The 26,968-nt window shown below is 39.7% G+C and carries 22 protein-coding genes and 1 riboswitch; of the genes, 6 read left to right on the forward strand and 16 right to left on the reverse strand.

Annotated features, from left to right (window positions below; translation table 11 throughout):
* Positions 1-7: 7 nt before the first annotated feature.
* From G3I01_RS01320 to G3I01_RS01395, 16 genes are all read right to left on the reverse strand, one after another.
* On the reverse strand, positions 8-757 hold the full coding sequence (locus G3I01_RS01320) for a head GIN domain-containing protein (RefSeq protein WP_219550432.1): 750 nt from the start codon (positions 755-757) through the stop codon (positions 8-10).
* The gene (locus G3I01_RS01325) at positions 754-1,857 is read right to left on the reverse strand and encodes an acyloxyacyl hydrolase (RefSeq protein ID WP_219550434.1); all 1,104 of its coding nucleotides are present in this window, start codon (positions 1,855-1,857) and stop codon (positions 754-756) included. The genes G3I01_RS01320 and G3I01_RS01325 overlap by 4 nt, the downstream gene beginning before the upstream one ends.
* Positions 1,858-1,917: 60 nt before the next feature.
* Positions 1,918-2,874 (reverse strand): methylenetetrahydrofolate reductase [NAD(P)H], encoded by a 957-nt coding sequence (gene metF / locus G3I01_RS01330; protein ID WP_219550436.1) that lies wholly within the window; start codon positions 2,872-2,874, stop codon positions 1,918-1,920.
* 204 nt (positions 2,875-3,078) lie between these two features.
* Positions 3,079-5,760: a methionine synthase gene (gene metH, locus G3I01_RS01335; protein ID WP_219550438.1), complete on the reverse strand. Its 2,682-nt coding sequence runs from the start codon at positions 5,758-5,760 to the stop codon at positions 3,079-3,081.
* Between the two features lie 2 nt (positions 5,761-5,762).
* Positions 5,763-6,779 (reverse strand): homocysteine S-methyltransferase family protein, encoded by a 1,017-nt coding sequence (locus G3I01_RS01340; RefSeq protein WP_219550440.1) that lies wholly within the window; start codon positions 6,777-6,779, stop codon positions 5,763-5,765.
* Between the two features lie 51 nt (positions 6,780-6,830).
* A riboswitch (SAM riboswitch) is annotated at positions 6,831-6,934 on the reverse strand.
* Positions 6,935-7,010: 76 nt separating this feature from the next.
* Positions 7,011-7,433, reverse strand: a complete 423-nt coding sequence (locus G3I01_RS01345; protein WP_219550442.1) for an OsmC family protein — start codon at positions 7,431-7,433, stop codon at positions 7,011-7,013.
* A 129-nt stretch (positions 7,434-7,562) separates the two neighbouring features.
* Positions 7,563-8,627: an NAD(P)/FAD-dependent oxidoreductase gene (locus G3I01_RS01350; RefSeq protein ID WP_219550444.1), complete on the reverse strand. Its 1,065-nt coding sequence runs from the start codon at positions 8,625-8,627 to the stop codon at positions 7,563-7,565.
* Entirely contained in the window at positions 8,620-9,213 is a 594-nt protein-coding gene (locus G3I01_RS01355) for a bifunctional precorrin-2 dehydrogenase/sirohydrochlorin ferrochelatase (protein WP_219550446.1), read from the reverse strand. Before G3I01_RS01355 ends, G3I01_RS01350 begins: the two co-directional genes overlap by 8 nt.
* Positions 9,214-9,305: 92 nt before the next feature.
* Positions 9,306-10,097, reverse strand: a complete 792-nt coding sequence (gene cobA, locus G3I01_RS01360; protein ID WP_219550448.1) for a uroporphyrinogen-III C-methyltransferase — start codon at positions 10,095-10,097, stop codon at positions 9,306-9,308.
* Positions 10,090-12,183, reverse strand: coding sequence for a HEPN domain-containing protein (locus tag G3I01_RS01365; RefSeq protein WP_219550450.1), 2,094 nt, complete (start codon positions 12,181-12,183; stop codon positions 10,090-10,092). The genes cobA and G3I01_RS01365 overlap by 8 nt, the downstream gene beginning before the upstream one ends.
* A 160-nt stretch (positions 12,184-12,343) precedes the next feature.
* Positions 12,344-12,973 (reverse strand): phosphoadenosine phosphosulfate reductase family protein, encoded by a 630-nt coding sequence (locus tag G3I01_RS01370; RefSeq protein ID WP_219550452.1) that lies wholly within the window; start codon positions 12,971-12,973, stop codon positions 12,344-12,346.
* Positions 12,974-13,107: 134 nt separating this feature from the next.
* Positions 13,108-13,524 carry an Rrf2 family transcriptional regulator gene (locus tag G3I01_RS01375; protein WP_219550454.1) on the reverse strand — a complete coding sequence of 139 codons (417 nt, stop codon included), beginning with the start codon at positions 13,522-13,524 and terminating at the stop codon, positions 13,108-13,110.
* Positions 13,525-13,557: 33 nt separating this feature from the next.
* Entirely contained in the window at positions 13,558-14,775 is a 1,218-nt protein-coding gene (locus G3I01_RS01380) for an aminotransferase class I/II-fold pyridoxal phosphate-dependent enzyme (protein ID WP_219550456.1), read from the reverse strand.
* A 6-nt stretch (positions 14,776-14,781) separates the two neighbouring features.
* On the reverse strand, positions 14,782-15,855 hold the full coding sequence (locus G3I01_RS01385; protein ID WP_219550458.1) for an aspartate kinase: 1,074 nt from the start codon (positions 15,853-15,855) through the stop codon (positions 14,782-14,784).
* The gene (locus G3I01_RS01390; protein WP_219550460.1) at positions 15,818-16,831 is read right to left on the reverse strand and encodes an alpha/beta fold hydrolase; all 1,014 of its coding nucleotides are present in this window, start codon (positions 16,829-16,831) and stop codon (positions 15,818-15,820) included. The genes G3I01_RS01385 and G3I01_RS01390 overlap by 38 nt, the downstream gene beginning before the upstream one ends.
* 66 nt (positions 16,832-16,897) lie before the next feature.
* Positions 16,898-18,190, reverse strand: coding sequence for an O-acetylhomoserine aminocarboxypropyltransferase/cysteine synthase family protein (locus G3I01_RS01395; protein WP_219550462.1), 1,293 nt, complete (start codon positions 18,188-18,190; stop codon positions 16,898-16,900).
* 854 nt (positions 18,191-19,044) lie between these two features.
* On the opposite strand from G3I01_RS01395, the gene metK reads away from it, so the two are divergent.
* From metK to G3I01_RS01425, 6 genes are all read left to right on the forward strand, one after another.
* Positions 19,045-20,304, forward strand: a complete 1,260-nt coding sequence (gene metK / locus G3I01_RS01400) for a methionine adenosyltransferase (protein WP_219550464.1) — start codon at positions 19,045-19,047, stop codon at positions 20,302-20,304.
* 185 nt (positions 20,305-20,489) lie between these two features.
* Positions 20,490-23,072 carry a DUF3857 domain-containing protein gene (locus G3I01_RS01405; RefSeq protein ID WP_219550466.1) on the forward strand — a complete coding sequence of 861 codons (2,583 nt, stop codon included), beginning with the start codon at positions 20,490-20,492 and terminating at the stop codon, positions 23,070-23,072.
* Between the two features lie 113 nt (positions 23,073-23,185).
* Complete coding sequence (locus tag G3I01_RS01410; protein WP_219550468.1) at positions 23,186-24,550, forward strand: acyl-CoA dehydrogenase family protein; 1,365 nt, start codon at positions 23,186-23,188, stop codon at positions 24,548-24,550.
* 19 nt (positions 24,551-24,569) lie between these two features.
* Positions 24,570-25,499, forward strand: a complete 930-nt coding sequence (locus G3I01_RS01415) for a glyoxylate/hydroxypyruvate reductase A (RefSeq protein ID WP_219550471.1) — start codon at positions 24,570-24,572, stop codon at positions 25,497-25,499.
* 18 nt (positions 25,500-25,517) lie between these two features.
* Positions 25,518-25,964: a universal stress protein gene (locus G3I01_RS01420; protein WP_219550473.1), complete on the forward strand. Its 447-nt coding sequence runs from the start codon at positions 25,518-25,520 to the stop codon at positions 25,962-25,964.
* Between the two features lie 115 nt (positions 25,965-26,079).
* The gene (locus tag G3I01_RS01425) at positions 26,080-26,967 is read left to right on the forward strand and encodes a pyridoxal-phosphate dependent enzyme (RefSeq protein ID WP_257710848.1); all 888 of its coding nucleotides are present in this window, start codon (positions 26,080-26,082) and stop codon (positions 26,965-26,967) included.
* Position 26,968 lies beyond the last annotated feature (1 nt).

The raw sequence follows: 26,968 nt of genomic DNA on the forward strand, positions 1-26,968 counted from the left end.
TCAATAATTATTCAAATATAAGCCTACCTCTAAAATGCTCCTCAACATCTACCACCGGAGGACGATTTACAGAAATTATATCTCCATAACTATAGATATCACCTTTTAAGCTCTGCTGCGGATTCACAATTAATTTATTGGTCCCACGATGAAAAAGATCATAATGTTGCACTTCAAGATCTCTTGCTTCAAGTCTGCTATCACCTGCAGCAAAGAAACCATCAAACCTTTCAACTACTCCGGTAAGGAAAAAATGAGAATAATTATCGCTGGTGATTCGCAGATCTTTCACCTTCAGGTCCAGTATAAAGTTTCCATTAGTAAGTATCTCCGGATCTAATTCCTGGTTTGCAGAATACAGCCAAAGGTTTTCAAATTCTAAAGTACCGATACTTTCTAAAGGTATATTTCCGGCATGGCGTAAATAGGTTAAATCTGGCACTGTCACAAAGACCTTGGTTATTCCATAATCCCTAACCAGGTTACACCTGTTCTCATTCCTTAAAATAAGACGGCCTTCGGTAACTTCTGCAAATACTTCGTTCAGCAGGTTTTCCCCGGTTTCGATGACTACTTTTTGTTGAGGCCCCTGTTCAATAAAGAGCTTGATCTTGTCGTAGACCATTATTTCGTCGAAATCGGATACTTCAATTTCTTTCTGTACAATGGAGCCGGCCTTTTGGAAGCAATCGTCGGTATCTTCAGAATCACAACCGGAAAAGGCAATTATTATTATAAGGAGGAATAACTTTTTCATAATCTGTATCCAATTGAAAATTCAACTGCTTCAGCATTTGCACCATGGGAACGAACGGTCACCGATGCCCACCAGTCGTCGGTAATTTCACGTTGAAGTCCTACCCTGTTATAGACCTGTTCCACATAATCTGTATAAGGATAGTAGGCGTAAATACCTAAATGAGTGATCAGGGACATTTTATTAAAGGTGAGCTTATGTCCAAGAAATACTCCAACTCTTTTCGCATCTTCATCACCGGTGGTTCCTTTCTGCGGAAAAGCCACCGACTGGTATTCTATAAATTCTTCGAGTGATCGGGAAAAGAATAATTCGGCTCCTCCCTGCAAAGTACTTTTATGATTCAATACTTTATCGGCATAAGCAGAGAACGTTAAAAAAGGAAGCGTAGGCGAGCCCACCACCCCGGACGTATTAACCCCGCTGCGCAAGGTAAAGTTGTAATGAAATGGTTCTGTATATTTTTCTTCAACTCCTCGCGGAATATAATCGGGATGATTCTCATGATCCAGCAGATAGTTAAATCCCACGTTAAAAGTAAAAGTATTGGTGCTATGATTTGGTGATCCCGTATCGGCATTTGAATAATGTATAATGGTAACTCCGGCATTTAAACCTAGACCGCCAATGATGTTCTCCTTTTGTATGTTCCCTACGAGGTAAGTAGAGCTTAAAAACCTGGTACCGTATGCATTGTTTAAAAAATTGGTATCAGGGTCATAAGGATTCGTAGTATAGGCAACCCCCTGCCCTATCCGGAACATTAGCAACCTCTTTAAAGCATAGAAGCTAAAATGACCATATAAGGAATAATTCTCACCAAGATTAGGATTCTTCATATCCTGGTAGATAAAAGAATACCCAAAATCTGGATAATTATATCTGCGTTCCCACTTTTCCAGGCCATAGGTTTTCCTGTTGAAACTCAGAAAAAATCCATTTGGATGATCGGTGATCAAATGAGCTATATCGGGATTATGCTCAATAACAGAACCGTAAAAATAACTGGCATCTAAAGAAAAATACTTTTCAGGTTTTTCTTCCTGGGCCATGGATATAAAACTGCATAGAATGAGCAGGAACGGGGCAATTCTTTTCATACGAAAGCAAATCTAACATATTTACGAAAAAAACTACCTTTTAGTTGAAGCCATAAAACTCTAAAAAACTGCAGTGGCAATTTTCTGGATATTCGTGCTTTTACCCATTGAATAATAATGTAATACCGGGGCACCACCAGCAATAAGTTCCTTACTTTGCTGAATACACCACTCGATTCCTACCTGTCTAACTGCAGCATTATCCTTACACTTTTCAACTTCCCTGATCAAACAATCTGGCATATCTACATGAAACCTATGCGGAATTACACTTAATTGTTTCTTCGTGGCAATAGGCTTTAAACCAGGAATAATAGGAATATCGATCCCGCTCTCCCTGCATTTCTCCACAAAATCGAAATACCTGTCATTCTCAAAGAACATCTGGGTAACCACATACTCTGCACCCGCTTCGATCTTTTCTTTTAACCGCTGAATGTCCTTATCTATACTCGGTGCTTCCATATGTTTCTCTGGGTATCCGGCAACACCCACACAGAAATCAGTATTATGACCCTTTTCGATCACCTCATCAAGGTATTTCCCTGCATTAAGATCGTAGATCTGGTCTACCAGATCCTTGGCGAAGCAATTTCCGTTCTTTTCAGGTTTAAAGTAGGTTTCACTTTTTACCGCATCACCGCGCAATGCCATCACATTCTTAATCCCCAGGAAATCCAGGTCGATCAGGAAGTTTTCAGTATCCTCCTTAGAGAAACCGCCACACAGGATATGCGGCACTGCATCAACACCATATTTGCTCTGGATAGCAGCACAGATGCCTACGGTTCCAGGACGTTTTCTTACGATCTTCTTTTCCAGAAGTCCGTTCTCCTTTTCCGAATACACGTATTCTTCCCGGTGATAGGTCACATCAATAAACGGCGGATTAAATTCCATCAACGGGTCTATGCTCTCGTAGATGGAATTAATATTTTGTCCCTTCAATGGCGGGAGTATCTCAAAAGAGAATAAGGTTTTATCCTTCGCTGCTTCTAAATGTTCGGTAATTTTCATTGAAACTTTTTTCTATTACTATTCTGGCGTTTCCTTTCAGGCCGGGCTTTTCGCTTTATCTTTTCCTTTATACTTCGACAGGCTCAGTATTTAAGAAAAAGGATACCGCGTCAATCCCTAACGCATTAACTTTTTTAATTTCTCGTCATTCTGAACTTGTTTCAGAGTCTCAAGAGAAGCTGAAACAAGTTCAGCTTGACGTATTTATTCATCGGCAATATTCGGATTCAGCCATTTTTCTGCCTTCTTAAATTCTATTCCTTTTCTTTTGGCAAAATCCCTTACTTGGTCTTCTTTAATTTTCCCCAGGCCAAAATACCTGGCTTCAGGATGGGCGAAGTAGTACCCACTTACACTGGCTGCCGGCCACATTGCCAGGCTTTCGGTAAGTTCTACACCTATCTTCTCCTTTACCTGCAATATTTCCCAGATGGTTAGTTTCTCCAAATGATCAGGACAGGCGGGATAACCCGGTGCGGGACGAATTCCTTTGTAGGCTTCCTTAATCAACTCTTCATTGCTCAAACTTTCATTTGAAGCATATCCCCAATGATGAGTTCTTACCTTTTTATGAAGATATTCCGCGAAAGCTTCCGCCAGTCGATCGGCCAGCGCTTTGATCATGATCGAGTTATAATCGTCATGTTCTTTTTCAAATTGTGCTGCAAGCTCATGAGTTCCAAAACCGGTACTCACACAAAAACAGCCAATATGATCCTGAACTCCTGTTTCTCTTGGCGCAATAAAATCTGAAAGTGCAAAATTCGGCTGATCCCCGTGCTTCTTTAGTTGCTGCCTAAGTGTTCTGAAAATTGCTGTTTTCTCAACAGAATCCTGCTGATACTTCACTTCGATATCATCGTGATTCACTGTATTCGCTTCAAACAATCCGAAGATCGCTTTTGCATTCAGCAACTTTTCATCTAGAATTCGCTGAAGTAAAACCTGTGCATCGTCAAATAAGATCTGTGCCTGCTCGCCTACTTTCTCGTCCTTCAGAATATCCGGATATCTGCCATGCAGATCCCAACTTCTGAAAAACGGACTCCAGTCTATATAATCAACCAGTTTATTCAGATCAAAATCCTCAATAACCTGAATGCCGGGTTCATTAGGTTTTATTATAGGAGTCTGTTTCCAATCGATCTTAAATTTATTTTCCCTCGCTTCGTTGATACTTAAAAAGGATTTAACCTTACTTCTCTTCTTAAAGTTTTTCCTAAAATCCTCATACTGTACCTTCAGATCTGTTTTATATTTTTCCCTTGTGCTATCCTTAAGCAGATCGCCAACTACGGTTACCGCCCGGGACGCATCATTAACATGGGCCACGGCATGTTTATATTGTGGATCTATCTTCACCGCGGTATGAGCTTTGGAAGTTGTTGCACCTCCAATTAAAAGAGGAACAGAAAAATCCTGTCGTTGCATTTCCTTAGCCAGGTAAACCATCTCGTCAAGTGACGGAGTAATAAGTCCGCTAAGGCCTATCACATCTACATTTTCTTTTTTGGCAATTTCAATGATCTCTTCCGGTGGCACCATCACTCCGAGATCGATGATCTCATAATTATTACAGCCCAATACCACGCTCACGATATTTTTTCCAATATCATGTACATCGCCTTTTACCGTAGCCATCAATACTTTCCCCGCCGATTGTCTTTTATTCGATTTATCGGCTTCGATATATGGTAAAAGATGGGCTACCGCCTTTTTCATAACCCTTGCCGACTTCACCACCTGTGGAAGGAACATTTTCCCGCTTCCGAAAAGATCTCCAACCACATTCATTCCTATCATAAGAGGACCTTCAATAACATCCAGAGGCTTTTCAGCTTCAATACGTGCCTGCTCGATATCTTCTAAAATATATGCGTCAACTCCTTTTACCAGGGCATGAGTGATCCTGTCCTGAAGTGGTTTTTCCCGCCATGAAAGATCAATTTTATTCTCTTTTTTCCGTCCTACTACGTTTTCCGCAAAATCCAGAAGTCTCTCGGTTGCGTCATCTCTTCGGTCGAGAATTACATCTTCAACATGTTCCAGTAGATCTTTCGGGATTTCGTCATAAACTTCCAGCATCGATGGATTTACGATCCCTATGTTCATCCCGGCTTTGATGGCATGATATAGGAAAACTGAATGCATCGCTTCCCGTACGGGATTATTTCCCCGGAAAGAGAATGAAACATTACTTACACCACCACTAATACTACAATGTGGAAGGTTCTGTTTTACCCAACGTGTACCTTCAATAAAATCTATCGCATTTCTCTTATGCTCGTCCATTCCGGTCCCAACCGGGAAAATATTGAGGTCAAAAATGATATCCTCAGGAGGGAATTTCACTTGATTGACCAGAATATCATAGGACCTTTTTGCGATCTCAATTCGCCTCTCATAATTATCTGCCTGGCCAACTTCATCAAATGCCATCACAATTACAGCGGCTCCATAACGCCTGATCTTTTTCGCATGACTTATGAATTCTTCTTCCCCTTCCTTTAAACTGATAGAATTCACCACACATTTTCCCTGTACCACTTGCAGGCCGGCTTCGATAATTTCCCATTTGGAACTATCTATCATAATAGGAACCCTGGAAATATCGGGTTCTGCAACTACAAGATTCAGGAATTTAACCATGGCTTCCTTGCCTTCAATAAGGCCATCATCCATATTCACATCAATGATCTGTGCTCCATTATCTACTTGTTCGCGGGCAACTTCAAGGGCTTCATCAAATTTTTCATCTTTAATTAGACGAAGAAATTTTCGGGAACCGGCAACGTTAGTACGTTCGCCTACGTTCACGAAATTGGTTTCGGGTGTGATCACCAGAGGTTCCAGTCCGGATAATTTTAACGGTCTGATTTCTGACATTCTTAAATACTTTGAGTTTGAAGAGTTCTTTTAAGTTTTCTTGGCTGGTAATCTTTGGCAATTTCCGCGATCGCTTTAATATGTTTCGGAGTGGTTCCGCAGCAACCACCCAGAATATTCACCAGGCCTTTTTCCAGATATTCCCTGATTTGATTGGACATTTCCTGCGCATCCTGGTCGTATTCTCCAAAGGCATTTGGTAGTCCGGCATTGGGATAGGCTGAGACACCAAATTCGGTGTTCCTTGCAACCGCTTCTAGATGAGGAGTAAGTTGTTTAGCTCCCAAAGCACAGTTAAAACCTATGCTTAAAAGCGGAATATGAGAAATCGAGATCAAAAAAGCTTCAGCGGTCTGCCCAGAAAGTGTTCTTCCGGAAGCATCGGTAATCGTTCCACTTACCATTACCGGAATATCAACATTCAATTCTTCCTTCAATTCGTCAATTGCAAAAAGTGCTGCCTTGGCATTCAGGGTATCAAATACCGTTTCTACTAAAAGTACATCTACTCCACCATCTATCAGTGCTTTTGCCTGCTGTTTGTAAGCTACTTTCAATTCTTCAAATGAAATGGCACGAAAACCAGGATTGTTCACATCTGGGCTCATACTGGCCGTTTTGTTCGTGGGACCTATAGCTCCTGCTACGAATCTAGGTTTTTGAGGATTGTCAGCAGTGACTTCCTGCGCTACCTTCTTAGCGATCCTGGCCGATTCGTAATTAAGCTCATAAACGAGCTCCTCCATTTGATAATCGGCCATAGCAATGGTAGTTCCCGAGAAAGTATTGGTTTCCACAATATCGGCTCCGGCTTCGAAATATTTACGATGAATAGTGGCAATGGCTTCGGGCTGCGTAATAGACAGCAGGTCGTTATTTCCCTTTAGAGAAACCGGCCAGTCGGCAAAACGTTTTCCACGGAAATCCTCTTCAGAAAATTTATATTCCTGAAGCATGGTCCCCATGGCACCATCTAATATTAAAATTTTTTGTGAGAGTAACTCTTCAATTTTTGACATGTTCTATTAAATAAACGCTATCAAAAAAAGAAGACAGAAAAGAATTCTTACTTGTTATCTATCTGATATTAAGATCAGTAGAATGTAGCACCTTCTCCAAAGGAGGGTTGCTAAGGTTTCACAGGGTCTAATCCCTCAACCTTTCTTGATAACGAATGTTAGTAAACAATGAACTTACAGGGCAAATATAAACTTATAATACACCCAATAGCAAGGAATTAAGAAAATTTTCTATAAAACCTTTTCTCCATTTAACTGAATGGAATAACTGATCTCTGCAGCCTTTTCAAGCATTTTAGAAACCGAGCAATATTTATCCATCGATAATTTTACGGCTCTTTCCACTTTTGACGGAGGCACATCGCCTTCCAAAATAAAATCAAGGTGTATCTTTTTGAATACATTCGGAATAGCCCCATCCTCGCGGTAGCCATCTACTTCAACCCGAAGATCTTGCAGCTCATGCTGCTGCTTTCTCAGGATCATCACCACATCTATACTACTGCAACCGGCGATACCACGAAGGATAAGATCCATCGGACTTGATCCCTTAGGCTCATCATCGGTTTTATTATCTAAAAGAACAATATTGCCACGTTCGTTTACAGTTTCAAAAAGGTAATTATCGTTGATTCTTTTTAAGCTGATCTTCATATTCTCGAATTTTCATCAAAGATAGGAATTCTGCTTTTTCTTGCAGGTAACATTGGTTACCATAATTCAGTTTTAAAAATCAGTGATGTCAGCTTTCGACTTCGCTTAAGCTGACAATACCATATTTGATTAAACACTGATGCTCTGAACGACTTCTCTTTTGGCCTCCTTCTTGGATCCGTCAAATCCTTCCACACCGCCAACAGTGGTATACTTTAAAACATATTTTTTATCCGGATAAATTCGTTGATAAGCACTCTGACACATGATCGCCGCCTCATGAAAACCGGAAAGGATCAGCTTCAGTTTTCCTTTATATGTATTTACATCACCAATCGCGTAAACGCCGGGAATATTAGTTTGATAATCATAAGAATTATCAACTTTAATGGCATTCTTTTCAATCTCAAGTCCCCAGTTACCAATAGGCCCTAGTTTTGGTGATAATCCAAAGAGCGGAATAAAATCATCTACCTCCCTGAACTCTTCTCCACGAGCCTTGTCTTTATGGCGAATTACCACCTGCTCAAGCTCATCTTCTCCTCTCAATCCTACGACCTCAGCATTAGTGATCATTTCAATTTTTCCAAGTTTCGCCAGTTCTGAAACCCTTTCTACGGAATCCAGTGCTCCCCGGAATTCTTCCCTTCTATGCACCAGGGCAACTTCTGAAGCAACATCCGATAAATAAATTGCCCAATCTAAAGCGGAATCCCCACCGCCGGCAATAACTACTTTTCGATCGCGATAGACTTCAGGATCTTTAATAAAATATGAAACTCCTTTATCCTCAAAGTCTGAAATATTGGCAATAGGTGGTTTTCTAGGTTCAAAAGAACCAAGTCCGCCGGCAATTGCTACTACTGGTGCATGATGCTGAGTTCCTTTATTCGTGGTCACGATAAAAGTTCCATCATCAAGTTTTTCCAGAGTTTCGGCACGCTCACCAAGAGTGAATCCGGGTTCGAAGGGCTTGATCTGTTCCATGAGGTTTTTCACCAGATCTCCCGCCAGGATCTCCGGAAAAGCCGGAATATCATAAATGGGCTTTTTTGGGTAAATTTCTGAACATTGCCCACCAGGTTGTGGAAGCGCATCTATCAAATGCGTTTTCAGCTTTAATAATCCCGCTTCAAAAACGGTAAACAATCCGGTTGGTCCGGCCCCGATTATCAGGATATCTGTTTTAATCATCACTCTCTTTTTTTACGATTAAGGATTCTGTTATTGTATTCATCTGTTCCACTTTGGCTTCAAAATCACCTTTAATGGACTTTCTATATTCATTTAAATTTTCGACCATCTGGTTCACATTCTCAGGGATCACCTCCTCAAAGAACTGCCGTAACCGCTTTGCCGTGGTTGGCGACTTCCCGTTGGTTGAAATCGCGATTTTCACATGGCCTTTATTCACAATTCCGCCCATATAAAAATCACAGAGTTCGGGGGTGTCGGCGATATTTGCCAGTAAAAATCTCTTTTTCGCGTGGCGGTGAACCCGTTTATTAAGTCTCGCATCGTTGGTCGCGGCAATCACGAAATGTTTTTTTCTCAGATATTTTCTTTTATACCTGCCTTTGATCAATTTCGCGCCGTGTTTCTTTGCCAGTTCTTCCGTTTCCGGTAAAAACCATTTTGCTACGATCTCAACCTGTGCATTCGGGCTCGATTTGAACAGAAAATGAAGTTTTTCATGACCCACATTTCCGCCCCCAACCACCAGAATGTTCAGTTTATTGACTTTTAGGAAAACCGGGTATAGTTCGTTTCTTTCTTCCATTATTTCACACCTATTATTGATTCGTCATCCTGAACTTGTTTCAGGATCTCAAATAGAGAAGCTGAAAAAAGTTCAGCTTGACGTGTTTTTATTTAAGCCGCTCCTGCATTTATAAAATTCGATTGCTTTGAAATGCTTTTCACATCCTGAAAAACTTTCTGTAAAGCATTCGCTTCATTCACCACCTCACCAATTACTATAATTGCTGGAGCTCCCAGTTGTTTTTCTGAAACGACCTTTTCAATGGATTCGATAGTTCCAAAACCTGATCTTTCATTCACTGTGGTTCCATTCTGAATAATTCCCACCGGAACATCCTGTTTTCCGAAACCTTTAAAAACCTCAACAATTTCCTTGAGTTTTCCCATTCCCATTAATATCACAACCGTTGCAGTAGATTGAGCCGCCAGACGAACGTCATTCGATAAATTTTTCTGAGAAGTAGTTCCCGTGATCACCCAGAAACTCTCCGAAGTTCCTCTTTGCGTGAGTGGAATTCCAGCATTTGCCGGTACCGCAATTGAAGAAGTAATTCCTGAAACGACTGCTGTTTCCAATCCGTTCTTCCTCGCATAGTTGATCTCTTCAGATCCTCTTCCGAAAATAAATGGATCACCACCCTTGAGTCTTACTACGTGGCCTCTTTCCAAAGCATATTTTACAATAAGTTCATTGATCTCATCCTGCGAAAAACGATGTTTGTCTTTTCGTTTTCCGACGAAAATATGTTCCGCTTGTGGCGCATATTCCAGTAGATCCCGATTAATCAAGGCATCGTAAAGAATTACGCTGGCCGACTTCAAAGTATTCAAAGCTTTTAAGGTGATCAATTCCGGATCCCCAGGTCCTGCTCCAACTACGGTTAATTTTGGTGAATTATACATTTTGTACCTCCTTTGTTCTAAATGCATCCACCCTCTTCAGGAACAAATGCGCGTCCTCTAAATATTTATTTGCAAAAGCCTCTGTCGGCTCATTTTCGTTCAATTGATAGGTGAATTCCTTGAAAGTGGTAGACAACTCGATCTTTCCGGTTTCTACAAAAAGCTCGTCAAATTGTGCAATAATGCCAGCCTGAGTATTGGTTTTCACATCTTCAGCCAGCAATAAGGCCTTAGCGGAATTCACAATTGAAGTATAGGAATGATAAATGCTATCTGACCAATCCTTTCTCTCCAGTGCAGATTTTGCATTATCGATCTTTTCTTCACTTTCGAATAAGAGCGTCGCAATCAAATCGATCACCACTCCTGCACATTCGCCTACACCAACCGCCTTGATATATGGCGATTCATGGCCCCAGTCCACAAAATCATTTTCGCTGAGATTGGAAGTATCTGCCAGATCTTTCAGCAGATCATAGAAATAGGTTTTCTCCTTGCGGTCGTAATATTCCGCGAATTTTTCGTCAGCTTCTGAATTCGTTTCAAAATCGTTAAGTAAAACCCTTAGCGTTTCCGGTCCTCTCTTACTCGGGACTTTCACCACTTTATCTGCGAATCTCCCCTGTCCGTTTCCAATTGTTCCGCCACCAAGCAATACCTGAAGCGCCGGAGCTACAGTTTTTCCAACCTTGATAGACATTCCCTGGAAGCCAATCTCTGCCATATTATGCTGGCCGCAGGCGTTCATACATCCGCTTATTTTAATGGTAATATCCTTACCGTTGATGAATTGAGGATATTCTTCTTTTAAGACATCTTCCAGCACATCTGCAATTCCGGTACTGCTCGCAATTCCAAGATTACAGGTATCGGTACCCGGGCAGGCGGTGATATCGACCGTTTTGTTATAACCGGTTTCAGCATAGCCCAGTTTTTTCAATTCCGAATAAAAGAATGGCAGAAATTCTTCACGCACATGACGAATCAAAATATCCTGTCTTAGGGTTAACCTCAGCTCATTACCGGCATATTTTTTCACCAGATCTGCCAGCTTCCTGGCGCCACCGGTATAAAAATCACCTAAGGGAACACGGATTCCAATAGCATATAATCCTTCCTGCTTCTGTTTAAAGACATTGGTTTGCTTCCAGGTTTCGAAATCCTTCTGATCTTCGATTTCTACAGAAGGAACTTCAACGTCCTGTAATGGCGGAGCAGCTTCAAATTTTTCAATTTCGAATTTTGGTTGTTTTTGAGACAAGGCTGTTTTCTGCTCTTCCACCAATTCCATAAAGGCTTCCTTTCCAATATCCTTGATCAGGAATTTCATTCTTGCTTTTAATCGTTTTGCACGTTCGCCATGACGATCAAAGACGCGAAGCACACCTTCAATTAGCGGAATGATCTCTTCGGCTGGAAGAAAATCATAAAGCTCGTCTGCATGTCTTGGCTGAGAACCGAGTCCGCCACCTAGCATTACTTTAAAACCGCGTTTTCCATCCTTCAGTTTCGCAATAAACCCGAGATCATGGATATAACTTAAGGCCGTATCCTCATCTGAAGAGGAAAAGGACATTTTGAATTTCCTTCCCATTTCCTGGCAGATCGGGTTACGAAGAAAGAATTGAAATGCAGCATGAGCATAAGGCGAAACATCAAACGGTTCATTTGGATCTATCCCCGCGGTTGGAGAAGCAGTAATATTTCTTACTGTATTTCCACAGGCCTCCCTAAGGGTAACATCATCTTTTTCGAGCTGTGCCCAGAGTTCAGGAGTCCGGTCCAGACTGACGTAATGGATCTGTATATCCTGTCTCGTAGTGATATGCAATCGCCCTTTGGAATATTCATCAGAAACATCGGCAATTCGATGTAACTGTTCTGAAGTAACCTTTCCAAACGGCAGTTTTATACGAACCATTTGAACACCAGCCTGTCTTTGTCCGTATACTCCACGTGCAAGACGCAGGCTTCGGAATTTCTCTTCATCAGCCTTTCCTTCCCGGAACAACCTTATCTTCTTTTCTAAATCCAGAATGTCCTGTTCGACAATGGGATTTTCAATTTCGGTTCTAAAACTTTGCATGATTTAATTGATTAAAATGAAAAAAGTCCTTTTTAGTTTTTCACTTAAAAGGACTTTTTATAATTCAGTTTATAAAATAGGCTTCTAAGTGTGAGGCGAATAGCACATACACATCATACAGATTGCATTCATAGAAATTTTAAACATCAGTTTATTCTAATTAGGCGTGTAAACCACATTCTCTGTTAGACAACACCTTAGTTGGATCAAAGTATTTGAACTCATTCGGAAGTCCATGCTTTTTAAGGTATCCATCCAGTTTCTCATCTGTCCAGTGATAAAAAGGACTCACTTTCAAAAGTCCATCTTTACTATAACTAAGTATATCAATACTATCCCTAAAGGCAGTCTGACCCTTTCTCAAGTTAGTGAACCAAACATCGGGTTGCTGCTGAGCCATTGCTCTTTGAAAGGGCTCTAATTTTACCTGACGGGTAAACTCATCATGTTGCGGACTGTTTACATCTGGAATTCCACCATTCAAGGCATCCCTGTGAGCAGCAGTCTGTTTGGGTGTGTATAATTTTACATTTAAACTAAGCTGCCTTATTACTTCATCTGCATGCTTATAGGTTTGAGGAGTATTATAACCTGTATCGCACCATACCACTGTAGTATCTGGTTTTTCACTTACCACGGCATGTAAAATCGCCGCTTCATACGGACGAAAGTTTGTGGTAATTACCGGTTTTTTGCTATTTACCAGAACCCATCTAATAACTTCTGAAGGGTCTATCCCCTTAAGCTGGCTATTCAAAGCCTTTAACTCTTTTGCTGAATACTTTCTCATAATGCCTCTGTTTTCCAAAGTCGCTTCCATAAAACTATAATCCTATCGGTTTACTAGGTTTTAAGCAAAACTAGACTTCACTTGTTTAAACACCAATTATTTCCTATATAAAATTTTTATTTTAACACTTTTGACTATTGCGTGAAGGCAATATCTTCTAAAGTATTTTCGCCAAGTACATTTAATGACGCATCTCTTACCTGGATCATGAGCCTATGAACTGAACAGGTATTCTCATCTGGACAATCATCACATTTCTCATAATAATTAAGGCTTACACAGGGAACCATCGCAATAGGTCCTTCCAGAACCCGGATAACAGCGGTCATTCTTATCTCATTTGGTTCTTTGATGAGATAATAACCTCCGCCCTTACCTTTTTTTGATCCCAGAAACCCCGATTTTCTTAACTCCAGTAAAATACTTTCGAGAAACTTCTGCGAAATATTTTCACTTTCAGAGATCTCTGAGGCCTGGACCGGTTTCCTGTCCTTTTTCCTGGCGATATACGCCAGCGCCTTAATTCCGTACTTGGTCTTTTTGGAAAGCATAGGACGAATATAAAAATATTCCCTTTGCTTTCTCTAATTGTTCAATGCGTTTTTTAAATCCTTAATTATATCATCAACATGTTCCAGTCCAACTGAAATCCTTACAAGTCCGTCACTAATTCCTGCTTCCAGACGTTCATTCTCGCTCAACTTACTATGAGTTGTTGAAGCAGGATGAGTAACTATTGTCCTGGTATCTCCCAGGTTTGCGGAGCGTGAACATAGTTTCAGATTATCGATGAATCTTCGACCAGCATCAATTCCGCCTTTGATCTCAAAGGCGACTACATTCCCTCCTAATCTCATTTGCTTTTTTGCAACTTCATATTGCGGATGAGATCTCAAAAATGGATATTTCACATTCTCGGTCTGCTCTATTTCTTCCAGAAACTCGGCCACTTTTAATGCATTTTCGCAATGTTTTTCCAATCGGACCGACAATGTTTCCAGGCTTTTCGAAAGTATCCAGGCATTAAATGGTGAAAGAGCAGGTCCGGTATTTCTACTGAACAAATAGATCTCTCTGATAAGATCTTCCCGTCCAACGGTAACTCCGCCAAGCACTCTTCCCTGCCCATCGATCAATTTTGTAGCTGAATGTATCACAAGATCAGCTCCAAATTTAATCGGGTTCTGAAGGTAGGGTGTGGCAAAACAATTGTCAATGATCAAGATGAGATTATGCTTTTTTGCAATTTTGCCCAGGTTTTCAAGATCCAGAATATCCACACCCGGATTTGTTGGGGATTCTGCAAAAAGAACTTTAGTTTCAGGCTTAATCAAACTCTCAATTGTTTCCGGCTCATTTACGTCGAAATAAGAATGCGAAATATTCCATTTTGGAAAATACTTGGTGAACAGACCGTGAGTAGATCCAAAAACAGACCTTGCTGCAACAATATGGTCGCCACTATTCAGCAAAGCTGCCAGGGTAGAAAATACCGCCGCCATTCCTGTAGCAAAAGCATAACCGGCTTCTGCAGATTCCATTTTCACGATTTTCTCAACAAACTCGGAGGTATTCGGGTTGGTAAACCTACTGTATATATTACGCTCCTTTTCTTCTGCAAAACTCGCCCTCATATCTTCTGAATCTTCAAATAAATAACTTGAAGTTAGATACAGAGGCACAGAATGCTCCTGAAATTGCGTTCTTTCACTTTGTGTACGAACAGCGATGGTCTCAAAATGTTCTTGATGATGACCATTAAGTCCGTTCTTCTCAGTTTCTATAGCTTGTAGGTTTTCCATTTTGTTCTAATTTAATCGTTCAGATATTTTCAAAATATCTCCAAATACTCCTCTTGCGGTGACCTGAGCCCCCGCTCCCGCTCCACGAATCACTAAAGGCTGATCTTTATAAGATTCGGTATAGATCTCAAAAATATTATCTGCTCCTTCTATCTGTCCTAAAACTGAAGTCTTAGGTTCACTTATCAACTTCGCCTCCAGAGTTCCGGAGGCAACATTCAATTCTCCAATATATCTCAAAACCTCATCCTTTAGCTGCTTTGATTTATATACCTGAAAATGTTCATCCAGTTCAGTAACTCTGGAATTGAAATCGTCCAGAGTGGTGTTTCCATTCAGCTGGGATGGAATTAATGATTGAATGCTGACTTCTTCAAATTCCTTTTTTAATTGAAGTTCCCTGGCCAGGATCAATAATTTTCTTCCCACATCTTTTCCACTTAGATCGATTCGTGCATCTGGCTCAGTATAACCCAGGATTCCGGCTTCCTCAAGTACTTTCGAAAATTCCTTTTCTTCTTTAGAATAGGTGTTGAAAATGTAACTTAATGAACCTGAAAATACTCCTCTTATCCTGGTGATCTTCTCTCCTGATAAATGAAGATTTCTCAAAGTTTCAACTATCGGTAGTCCTGCACCAACATTAGTTTCGTAAATAAAATTCTTCTTATTCTTTTTCAATTCTCTCCTCAACTCTTCATAAAATTCTGAAGACAAAGTATTAGCGACTTTGTTAGCCGCGATAATATGACTCCCGGCTTTCACAAGGTTAAAATATTGCTGCGGAAACTCATCACTCGCGGTAGTATCAATAGAAACAAGATTTTCAAATTCATTTTTTCTGAAATATTCTTCAACATCATTAAATGAATACTTCTGTGAACCTTCATTAAATCCAGAATCCCATCCAGACTTAATTCCATTCGGGTTCAGAAGCGCGTGAGATGAATTAGCCACCAGGATCAATTTCACAGTGATGCCTGAAGATTTTTTCAAATGTTCTTCAGAGTTAGAGAGCTGCTCCAGCAACTTACTCCCTACCTTACCCGGCCCAAACAGAGCGAGATGAATCGTTTTCATATTTTTTTTTCGTTTGTTGAAAAATTGGTTTTAAAAATCTGTTTAGTTGATCTGTTTCTATTAAAAAAGCATCATGCCCATGGATAGATCTTATCTCATGGATACTGATATTTCCTTTCAGCAGGGAAAGCTCCACATAAGAATTCCAGTTCTCTTCAGCCAGAAAAAACAGGTCTGAATTTACCGTTACTATATGTATATCGCCTTTGATCCTGCTTGCTGCCTCCAGGTAATTTCCAGATCCATCACTTATATCAATGGTGGTAAGCAAATGATTCATCAATTTGTAGGAAGGAAGAGTAAATCTGTTCTTCAGCTTTTCACCATGATGTAAAAGCCAGTTCTCTACTTCATAAGCCTGGTTTTCCTTATTCCTTTTGCCTTCGAATTTTTGAGCTAGCGATTGTGGTGTACGATAAAAAGTCATCGCATGCATCCTGGCGTCGTGCACAGGATCTGAAGAGTTATTAAGAATATGATCCTGGATTCTGCAATTCGCAACAAGCCAGTCTGTAGACTTATAATCACTTGCGATCGGGATCACATTCTCTGCTAGTTCAGGTTTAAGAACTGCCAGTTCCCAGGCTAAAGCTCCTCCAATACTTCCGCCGATGATGGCAAAAAGTTTAGTGATATCTAGTTTTTCTATGGCCTGTGCCTGTATCTCTGCAATATCCCTTAATCTGAATTCCTTATAATTTTCAAAGAACTGATCTTCGTGTCCTTTAAATCCGTTACCGGGAATATTGAAAGCCAGAACACAGAATCTGTCAATATCAATGCATTTATTTTCACCTATAAGATCCTTCCACCAGCCCTCGTTTCCAGTCACTAAAGAGTTTCCGGTAAGCGCGTGATTCACCAGAATGATAGGTGCCTCAGAAGGTTTTTTTCCGAAGAATTGATAACTCAGGTGAATATCCTGGACAGTTCCTGCGGAATTTTTAAAGTTTTCTATTTTAATCTCTTCGAGCATTTCTTTTAATTTAATCCGGGAAAAGTATTTTCAGCTTCCCCCGGATCTGTTAACCAAACCAACATTTTAAACCAATGATTTCTTTTTAATTTGTGAGAAGGCTTCTTTCAGATCTTCTTTGAGGTCTTCCACATCTTCAAGACCAACCGATAACCTGATAAGATCTGGAGTCACTCCCGTAGATGCCTGCTCTTCCTCTGTTAACTGCTGATGGGTAGTACTCGCCGGATGAATAATCAGCGATTTAGTATCTCCAATATTTGCAAGTAATGAGAATACTTTAGCTTCGTCTACCACAGTTTTAGCAGCCTCAAATCCACCTTTAACACCAAAGGTTACAAGTCCGCTTTGTCCTTCAGGAAGGTATTCTTTAGCCAGTTTATGATATTTGCTGTTTTCAAGTCCTGGGTAATTCACCCATTCTACTTCTTCCTGCTCCTGAAGCCATTTGGCCAGTTCAAGCGCATTTTTACTATGCTCTTTAATTCTGATCTTTAAAGTTTCCAATCCCTGAATGATCTGGAATGCATTGAACGGACTTAGTGCCGCACCGTGATCTCTCAATCCTTCGATTCTCACCTTGGCGATAAATGCAGCTTCTTCAAGAGCTTCATGGTAAACGAGTCCGTGATAACCAGGAGAAGGCTCAGTGAATTCAGGGAATTTACCATTAGCCCAGTCAAATTTACCGGCATCGATGATGGCTCCACCTAAGGCCGTTCCGTTACCGTTTATATATTTTGTAAGTGAATGAAGCACGATATCTGCACCGTGCTCGATAGGGTTCAACAGATATGGCGTTGCAACCGTATTATCTACGATGAAAGGAACTTTAAAAGCTTTTGCTTCTTTAGAAATGCCTTTAAGATCTAATACATCAAGTTTTGGATTTCCCACAGATTCAGCAAAAAATACTCTTGTATTTTCCTTTGCTGCTTTTGTAAAATTTTCAGGATCTGTTGGGTCTACGAAGGTGGTGGTAATTCCGAGGCGGGGTAAGGTATTCTTGAAGAGATTGTAAGTTCCGCCATAAAGGCTATTTGATGAAACTATATGATCTCCAGCTTTTAAAAGGGTTAACAGCGCTGTACTGGTTGCTGCTGTACCAGATGCAGTTACTACCGCGGCAATCCCCCCTTCCAGGGCAGCCAGTCTTTGCTCCAGAATATCCAGTGTCGGGTTGTTAATTCTTGTATAAATATATCCCGGTTCAGCTAAGGAAAAAAGAGCGGCTGCGTGATCTGAATTATTAAATACGTATGAAGTTGTTTGATAAAGCGGCACTGCCCTGGTTCCACCATTCTGTTTTACATCATGACCAGCATGTAATGCTTTCGTTGAAAAATTTTTAGTACTCATAATATTGATTTTTTAATGTTGATTTCACCCTAATAAAAAAGTCCCCCTGATTTGCTATTACCAGGGGGACTTTTTGAATTGAACTTTATAACTAATTTAAATTCTCAAGTTTTGGCAATAGCGTTTCATGCGACACATACACATCATCTCCATACACATGATCATATTTACTTTGCCAAAAATTTTCATTTGTTTCTTTTTAAAAATTTAAACTCGATCTGAGAGCTTTTACTTCAACTTAAAAATCAGGATATAAAAAAAGCCGCTGCGGTTGGCAGCGGCTTTTTGCAATTATATCTTTTCAGTTTATGCAATAGAGTGCGCTGCGGAAGTCTCCGGCATCATACACATCATATTACAAATTATACTGATCATTTTTTCTCGTTTCTGAATTACAAAGATATGCACGGAAATTTTTAATATCCAAGTATTTAGCTGAAAAAAAATTAAAAAATTATTTCAGCTACTGATTTTACTGGCCTTCCGAGACGTAATTTTTTTGATTCAATATTTTTCCAAAAATAAAGTTGCGTTAGGGATCGAACGGTTGTTTGAGCTCTCCCGATTTTTCCTCGGGAAGCGAGCCGTGAAAGCCCGGCGCGAGCCAGTTTTGGTGAAGCGCAATGCCCAAACAAAAATTACCAGATTCGAAATTGGATAAAATGACGTTAAAAGCATTTGGGATGAAATGAATTTTTATACATTTGTAGCCAAGTTATTGAAAGGGATAGATTTGACTGATTGCAACCCTTATACTTTTAAAGTATAGCAAATGCTAAAGCAGAATGTAGATACACCTCTCTTAGCTCTTCACGTCAAATTTTTCCATTCGTATTAATTAAAAAAGAAATTGAATGGCTTATTTATTTACTTCAGAAAGTGTTTCTGAAGGGCACCCGGATAAAATTGCAGACCAGATTAGTGATACTTTATTAGATAATTTTCTCGCCTTCGACGAGGAGTCTAAAGTTGCCTGCGAAACCCTGGTAACAACAGGACAGGTGGTGCTTGCAGGTGAAGTAAGAAGTAATACTTATCTAGATGTGCAAAACATCGCCAGGGATGTGATCAACGATATAGGTTATACCAAGGGCGCATATAAATTCAGTGGTGATTCCTGCGGGGTCATCTCTTTAATCCATGAGCAATCCCAGGATATTTACCAGGGAGTAGACCGTGGAAATAAAGACGATCAAGGAGCAGGCGACCAGGGAATGATGTTTGGTTATGCCACCAATGAGACTGAAAATTATATGCCTCTGGCACTTGATATTTCTCATAAGATCCTGATCGAACTTGCAAAGTTAAGAAGAGAAGGAAAAGAGATCGAATACCTAAGACCCGATTCCAAAAGTCAGGTGACAATAGAATACAGCGATGAAAACGTTCCGCAAAGAATTGTGGCGATCGTAGTTTCCACTCAGCATGATGATTTTGATGCCGATGACGAAAAAATGCTCACCAAGATCAAAAAAGATATCATCGAGATCCTGATCCCTAGAGTGAAAGAACAATTACCGGAGTATGTTCAGAAATTGTTCAATGACGATATCGTATACCATATTAACCCAACCGGGAAATTCGTAATTGGTGGACCTCATGGTGATGCTGGTCTAACCGGAAGAAAGATCATCGTGGACACTTACGGTGGAAAAGGCGCTCACGGAGGTGGAGCATTTTCAGGAAAAGATCCTTCGAAAGTTGACCGATCTGCTGCATATGCCTCAAGGCACATTGCAAAAAATTTAGTAGCTGCCGGTGTAGCTCCCGAAATCCTAGTTCAGGTTTCCTATGCGATTGGAGTGGTTGAACCAACTTCGATATCTGTATATACTTACGGAAAGAAAAACATCGATCTAAGCGACGGCCAGATTGCTGAAAAGGTAAAAGGAATCTTCGATATGCGACCTTCAGCAATAGAAAACCGACTAAAACTTAGAAATCCTATTTACAGGGAAACAGCAGCTTACGGGCATATGGGAAAAGAACCTAGAACGGTTACTAAAATTTTCAACAGCCCATACAAAGGAAAGATCACCAAAGAAGTTGAATTGTTTACCTGGGAGAAACTGGATTATGTAGACAAAGTGAAAGAAGAGTTTGGGATCAATTAAAACATTCAAATTAATTGAATTAGAAAATTAATTTGATCAAATATCACCTTACAATTAAAAAAGCCGCTTTGCAGCGGCTTTTTTAATATCTGATTCTCAGATATTTTTAGAATTACCCATCTTTCCTATAAATCATTTCCATTTGTGAAAAAAATTGTTTTATTTAGAATTCTTTAACACTTTTTATGTCACTAGCCAGAATAATGCAGATCATAATGATCTGCCTGATCTCTTCCTATGCTTTTTCGCAAAAGGGAGAAATTAAATTAGCCAACCAACCAGATTGGGTAAAGACTATAAAATCCAACGAAAGTTCAGAAAATGATGAGAAAAACGCAGGAAGTTTTCTCTATTTACTTCTGGATAACCAGGATCATATAGACCGGAAAGAATTCTACCGCCACCGCAGTTTAAAGGTTTACAATACCGAAGGAATCCAGGAAGTTAGTGATGTGAACATAAGCTTCGACCCCACCTATCAAAAGGTACTTATTCATAATGTTGATATCATAAGAGATGGTAAAACATTAAATAAACTGGAAATGGACAAAGTCCAGCTGGTCCAGAGAGAAACTAATATGGAAAGGCATCTATACGATGGGAGTCTTTCTGCAATAATCAATATTTCAGACGTAAGAGTTAATGATATCATTAATTATTCCTATACGATCGTAGGCTCCAACCCTGTGCATCACGGTAAATATCAGAGTTCCTATTATCTCAACTACACAATTCCTCTCAAGAAGATTTATTACCGGGTTGCAATTTCCAAGGATGAACCTCTTTTTTACCGCACCTTCAATACAGATCTCAAACCAGAAATTTCGGTAAAGAATAACCTGAAAAATTACAGTTTCGAAATTCAGGATCCAGAAATCGTAAAGTATGAATCCAATACTCCAGGCTGGTATGATAGTAATGCCTATGTTCAATTTTCGCAATTCAAAAACTGGAAAGAAGTAGTAGACAACTACTACAATTATTACACAGTTTCAAAATCGACAAGTAACTGGTTAAAAAATAAATCTAACAAGACACTGACTCCCAGGTATGATGACAGTATAAGTCCTATTATAGACTTTGTTCAGGATGAAATAAGATATTTAGGATTTGAAGGAGGTCTCAATTCCCATGCTCCAAGTGATCCAAAAGAGGTTTTTGAAAGGAGATATGGAGATTGCAAAGACAAGTCCCTTTTGTTAAGCGAATTGCTTCGTTTAAAAGGGATCGAGGCCAATCCCGTGTTGGTTAATTCATATAATGGAAAGGAAATAAGTGAGAAGTTACCATCTCCAGGTCTATTTGATCATTGCATTGTTCAGGTTAAAATTGGAGACGAGATTAAATATATTGATCCAACTATTAGTTCCCAGGGAGCAAATATTAATTTCAGATATTTTCCCGATTATCGTTATGGCCTGGTTTTAAGTAAAAACAGCACCGAAATTATTGAATTACCGAAACCTGATATAAAGCCGGTAGAAATTTTCGAAACCCTAAAGATAAATAGTATAGGTGGTGATGCCACCTTAAGCGTTTCCACTACATACTATGGGGCTGAAGCCGATGCCAGGCGCCGTGAATTTAATGAAAGCACTTTAGATGAGATACAAGACAGGTATCTCGAATTTTATTCTTCATTATATCCAGATATTAAGGCACAAGATGAGATCATGTATGATGATTTCAGGGATATGGAAAGTAAATTTATAGTTACTGAAAAGTACCTCATAGATAGCCTTTGGACTGCCGAACCTCAAAATGATAAAAATATTATTGCTGAGATTTATCCTCTTTCCCTGGATACACATCTTTTTCCTGCAGAGGACAGAAATAGAAAAATGCCTTATCATCTAGACCAAAACCTGAATATAAACCATCAAATCACGGTAATCTTACCAGAAGAATGGAACATTGAGCCCGATAATATCGAGATAAAAAATGAATATTTTGAATATTCAAATTCTATTGTCCCTTCAGATCGAAAGTTTGTAGTTACACATAATTATAAAAACCTAAAAGATCACGTTAGGCCTGAGGATTATGACGATTTTATAAGCGATATAAAAAAGGCCCAAGAACATTTAAATTATTACCTAACCTATAACACCTTATTCGCGCAGGCAGAAAATAGTTCTAAAATTAGCTGGGCATCCGTATTTATTATCCTTTTCACGATCACTCTCGGAACCATTGTGTGCTATAAAATATACCACAACTACGATATACCGGCAAAGGTTCCCGAAATAAGTTATCGTGATGGCATTGGTGGATGGCTTTCGCTATTATCTATAGGATTAGTACTCTCCCCCATTTTTATATTCATTGAATTTTTTGGAACAGAAGATTTTTTAAGTCCGAAGGTATGGTATCTGTGGAGCTCTGGTTTTCCAGAAATGACCTTACTTATAATATTTGAATTAATTTCAAATTCACTGGTCCTGGTGTTGTCCATTTTTGTATTGATAATCTTTTTTAAAAGAAGAACCATTGCTCCAAAAATTACCGCGATATATCTGAGTTCGACCTTATTTCTTCTCATTTTCGATACAGTTATCACTTTTCAAATTGCACCGGATATGCACTCTCAGGCAGAAATTTCTGAGAGCTATTCTGAAATTGGAAAAAGCTTAATCAGGGTCTTAATATGGGTGCCATATCTCCTAGTTTCAAAAAGGGTCAAAGAGACCTTTGTGGTGAATCTTCATAACAAAAAAGCTGAATACTCTGAAGAATTAGAAGATCCAATTTTATCACTTAAGGAATAAGTTGAAAATACTAAAGCTGCGTATAGCAGCTTTTTTTATCATTTCTTCGGAAAACCTTAACAGCGGCGAGCTTTAATAATTCCTACTTTTAAAACTCACCAAGAGATTTTCCTATGTCTTTATTTAAAAAAGTAAGAAACACGATCAACCTTCTAAAGTCGGTTGACATGGATCAATTGGCCAAGATCAACGAAAAGATAGATCTGGCAGACGCAATGAAAACTTTAGGGAAATTAGACGACCGTCAATTGGCCGGATTGATGAAAATGTTAAAAACAAAACGTAAAAAGGGTCAACATGACCTCCCTCCCATCGATGGTGATTTTTATAATCTGGACCTGAAATTGACCGAGGAACAGCGTGAAATTCAATTGAAAGTGCGCAATTTCATGGAAGATGAAATTAAACCTCTGGTAAACGAATACTGGAAAAAAGACCAGTTTCCTTTTGAGGTAATTGGAAAGTTCCGGGATCTAAATATTGTTGGAGTTCCTTATGAAGGATACGGTTGTCCAAATCTGCCATTTTTAATGGAAGGGATCATCGCACAGGAAATTGCACGTGTAGATGTTTCCATTTCAACATTTTTTGGTGTCCACAGTGGTTTAGCTATGGGCTCTATTTATCTGTGTGGAAGTGAGGAACAGAAACAGGAATGGCTTCCGAAGATGCAGAAAATGGAAAAGATCGGCGCCTTTGGTCTTACCGAACCAAATGTGGGATCGGGAGTCGCCGGCGGACTTGAGACTACCTGCAAGTTTGATGGAGAGAACTGGGTATTGAACGGTCAGAAAAAATGGATCGGGAATGCCACTTTCGCCGATGTTACCATTATCTGGGCAAGAGATCTGGATTCTAACCAGGTGAAAGGGTTTTTGGTAAGAAAGGAAAATCCAGGTTTTAAAACTGAAAAGATCAAAGATAAAATGGCGCTAAGAATTGTTCAGAATGCCATTATTACTTTAACAGATTGTAAAATTCCCGAAGGCGACAGGCTTCAGAATGCGAATTCTTTTAAAGACACTGCTAATGTTCTAAGAATGACCAGAGCGGGAGTCGCCTGGCAGGCAGTTGGATGTGCCAGAGGAGCCTATGAAAGCGCATTGAAATACACTAAAAAAAGGGAACAATTTGGAAGACCTATTGCTTCTTTCCAATTGATCCAAAATCATTTAGTTGAAATGCTTTCAAACCTTACCGCAATGCAAACCCTGTGTTTCCGACTTTCAGAAATGCAGGATCAGGAACTACTTACAGATGAACACGCCAGTCTGGCTAAAGTTTATTGTAGTATGAGAATGCGCGATGTGGTAAGCAGGGCCAGGGAAGTTCTTGGTGGTAACGGAATTTTATTAGAATATGACGTAGCTCGTTTTGTGGCAGATGCTGAAGCGATCTATAGTTATGAAGGAACAAAAGAAATTAATTCACTCATTGTTGGGCGGGCCATAACTGGCTATAGCGCCTTTGTAAGTTAAAAAGAAAAAGAAAAATTTTATGTCAGTATTGATTGTATGTCCGGGGAAGGATCCGGAAAATTGGGTAAATGCATTAAAGAATCAGCATCCGGGGATGAACATATATGTTTATCCCGAAGATCATGATAATGAAGAAGTAGAGTTCGCTCTCACTTGGAATCACCCACGAGGATTATTCAAAAATTATCCTAACCTTAGAGTAATTGCAAGTATGGGAGCAGGAGTAGATCATATTCTTAGCGACGATGCCTTACCGGAAGGAGTTGAGATCACTAAAGTGGTAGATGAAACCCTTACCGAGGATATGGGAGACTTTGTTTTGAGCCAGGTGATGAACCATATTAGAGGGCTGCACCATTATGTAAAAGCCCAGAAGGAAAAGAAATGGGAGAAATTTCAATATAAAAGACCTCAGGATACCAAAGTAGGGATCATGGGCCTCGGAGTTTTGGGTAATGAAGTAGCAGATAAACTTCATAAAAATTATTTCAACGTATATGGTTGGTCCAGAACAGAGAAGTCTTGTGACCATGTGACCAGTTTTCACGGAAAAGATCAACTTGAAGATTTCCTTCATAATTCAGAAATTCTGGTTTGTTTATTACCTTTAACTGAAGAAACTGAAAATATCCTGAATGCAGATCTATTTGATATGCTGCCAGAAGGAGCTTACGTGATCAATGTTGCCAGAGGCGAACACCTGGTAGAACACGATCTCATGGAGATGATAGATAATGGTCATCTTTCAGGCGCTTCTTTAGATGTTTTCAGAGAAGAACCATTACCGGAGGACCACCCGTTTTGGGATCATCCGAAGATCAACATTACCCCCCACATTGCCAGTTTAACGAAACCTGAGTCTGTTGCCGGCCAGATTGCCGAAAATTATGACAGAATGAAAGATGAGGAACCTCTTAAAAACAAGGTAGAGCTGGATAAAGGTTATTGATAATTAAATCTTTTACAGATGGATAATTTAAAAAATATCATGGTGGCTGTCGATTTTAATGATAGCATTGGGGAGTTAATGGTCTATGCCGATACCCTCGCTGAAAAATTTGGTTCTAAAGTATGGGTCTTACATGTGGCAGATCCCGAACCCGATTTTGTAGGTTATGAACCCGGGCCACAATATATTCGTGATATTAAAGCAGAAGAATACCGTGAAGAACATCATAATCTTCAAGAGGTCTGCAAAAATTTCCTGAGTGAAGACACCAATAAAGAAGCCTTATTAATACAGGGTTCTACCGTAGAAACCGTTGTGGAAGAAGCAAAGAAGCTAAATATAGATATGCTTATTGTGGGGACCCATAAACATAGTTTTCTCCATAATCTTTTGCAGGAAAGTGTATCCATGGAATTGATCAAAAAAGCTGAAATTCCAATACTTACCATTCCCATAGACGAATAAAAGAAAAATAAGTTCCCCGTTTTCACGGGGAATTTTTATTTTCAATCAAAATTGACTGATTTTGAAATTAGAAAAGTCCCAACTTGAAAAGGTATCTGAATTAATTGAACCTCATATTCATCGCACCCCGGTGCTTACATCTCATTTAATAAACGAGATCACTGGTGCAGATCTTTATTTTAAATGCGAGAATTTTCAACGAATGGGAGCATTTAAAATGCGTGGGGCTACGAACGCAATTCTCAATCTTTCTGAAGAACAAAAAGCTAAAGGTGTTGTTACCCACTCATCAGGAAATTTCGCCCAGGCACTTTCACTTGCCGCCAAAAGCTTGAAGGTACCTGCATATATAGTAATGCCCGATACCGCTCCAGAGGTAAAGAAAGCAGCAGTTAGAACATACGGTGGAGAAATCACGGAGTGTCCATCCACCCTAAAGGACCGGGAAAGAACGGCAGACGAAATTCAACAAAGAACCGGTGCGACTTTTATACATCCTTCAAATGATATGGAGGTAATCCTGGGACAGGGGACTGCAGCTCTCGAATTACTTGAAGACCAACCAGATCTTGAAATCGTCTTCTGCCCTGTTGGCGGAGGTGGCCTTATAGCAGGCACGGCATTAGCAGTAAAGTACTTTGGCAATGATTGTAAATGTATTGGTGGGGAACCTTTAGAAGCCGACGATGCCTGGCGTTCTCTAATAAGTGGAAAGATAGAAGTAAATGAAACTGCCAATACGGTTGCAGATGGTTTGAAAACTCAACTGGGACATATTAATTTTCCTATAATTCTGGAAAATGTTGATGAAATAATAAGAGTTTCAGAAGCAGAGATAAAATCTGCATTAAGACTCATCTGGGAACGTATGAAGATCGTTGTGGAGCCGTCCAGTGCAGTTCCCCTAGCAGCTGTTATTAAAGAGAAAAAGCGCTTTAAAAATAAAAAGATCGGCATTATTATTTCAGGAGGAAATGTTGATCTAACCAACCTCCCATTTTAAT

It is taken from the genome of Gramella sp. MT6 (assembly GCF_019357415.1).
Taxonomy (GTDB): Bacteria; Bacteroidota; Bacteroidia; order Flavobacteriales; family Flavobacteriaceae; genus Christiangramia.

Bases quoted from the DNA above. Each gene is read 5' to 3' on its own strand.
- G3I01_RS01350 (WP_219550444.1), bottom strand. From the start codon at position 8,627: ATGATTAAAACAGATATCCTGATAATCGGGGCCGGACCAACCGGATTG.
- G3I01_RS01320 (WP_219550432.1), bottom strand. From the start codon at position 757: ATGAAAAAGTTATTCCTCCTTATAATAATAATTGCCTTTTCCGGTTGT.
- G3I01_RS01420 (WP_219550473.1), top strand. From the start codon at position 25,518: ATGGATAATTTAAAAAATATCATGGTGGCTGTCGATTTTAATGATAGC.
- G3I01_RS01365 (WP_219550450.1), bottom strand. From the start codon at position 12,183: ATGCAAAGTTTTAGAACCGAAATTGAAAATCCCATTGTCGAACAGGAC.
- G3I01_RS01415 (WP_219550471.1), top strand. From the start codon at position 24,570: ATGTCAGTATTGATTGTATGTCCGGGGAAGGATCCGGAAAATTGGGTA.
- cobA (WP_219550448.1), bottom strand. From the start codon at position 10,097: ATGTATAATTCACCAAAATTAACCGTAGTTGGAGCAGGACCTGGGGAT.
- G3I01_RS01355 (WP_219550446.1), bottom strand. From the start codon at position 9,213: ATGGAAGAAAGAAACGAACTATACCCGGTTTTCCTAAAAGTCAATAAA.
- G3I01_RS01375 (WP_219550454.1), bottom strand. From the start codon at position 13,524: ATGCTTTCCAAAAAGACCAAGTACGGAATTAAGGCGCTGGCGTATATC.
- G3I01_RS01370 (WP_219550452.1), bottom strand. From the start codon at position 12,973: ATGAGAAAGTATTCAGCAAAAGAGTTAAAGGCTTTGAATAGCCAGCTT.
- G3I01_RS01385 (WP_219550458.1), bottom strand. From the start codon at position 15,855: ATGAAAACGATTCATCTCGCTCTGTTTGGGCCGGGTAAGGTAGGGAGT.
- G3I01_RS01395 (WP_219550462.1), bottom strand. From the start codon at position 18,190: ATGAGTACTAAAAATTTTTCAACGAAAGCATTACATGCTGGTCATGAT.
- G3I01_RS01405 (WP_219550466.1), top strand. From the start codon at position 20,490: ATGTCACTAGCCAGAATAATGCAGATCATAATGATCTGCCTGATCTCT.
- G3I01_RS01390 (WP_219550460.1), bottom strand. From the start codon at position 16,831: ATGCTCGAAGAGATTAAAATAGAAAACTTTAAAAATTCCGCAGGAACT.
- metK (WP_219550464.1), top strand. From the start codon at position 19,045: ATGGCTTATTTATTTACTTCAGAAAGTGTTTCTGAAGGGCACCCGGAT.
- G3I01_RS01325 (WP_219550434.1), bottom strand. From the start codon at position 1,857: ATGAAAAGAATTGCCCCGTTCCTGCTCATTCTATGCAGTTTTATATCC.
- G3I01_RS01340 (WP_219550440.1), bottom strand. From the start codon at position 6,779: ATGTCAAAAATTGAAGAGTTACTCTCACAAAAAATTTTAATATTAGAT.
- metH (WP_219550438.1), bottom strand. From the start codon at position 5,760: ATGTCAGAAATCAGACCGTTAAAATTATCCGGACTGGAACCTCTGGTG.
- metF (WP_219550436.1), bottom strand. From the start codon at position 2,874: ATGAAAATTACCGAACATTTAGAAGCAGCGAAGGATAAAACCTTATTC.
- G3I01_RS01345 (WP_219550442.1), bottom strand. From the start codon at position 7,433: ATGAAGATCAGCTTAAAAAGAATCAACGATAATTACCTTTTTGAAACT.
- G3I01_RS01410 (WP_219550468.1), top strand. From the start codon at position 23,186: ATGTCTTTATTTAAAAAAGTAAGAAACACGATCAACCTTCTAAAGTCG.
- G3I01_RS01380 (WP_219550456.1), bottom strand. From the start codon at position 14,775: ATGGAAAACCTACAAGCTATAGAAACTGAGAAGAACGGACTTAATGGT.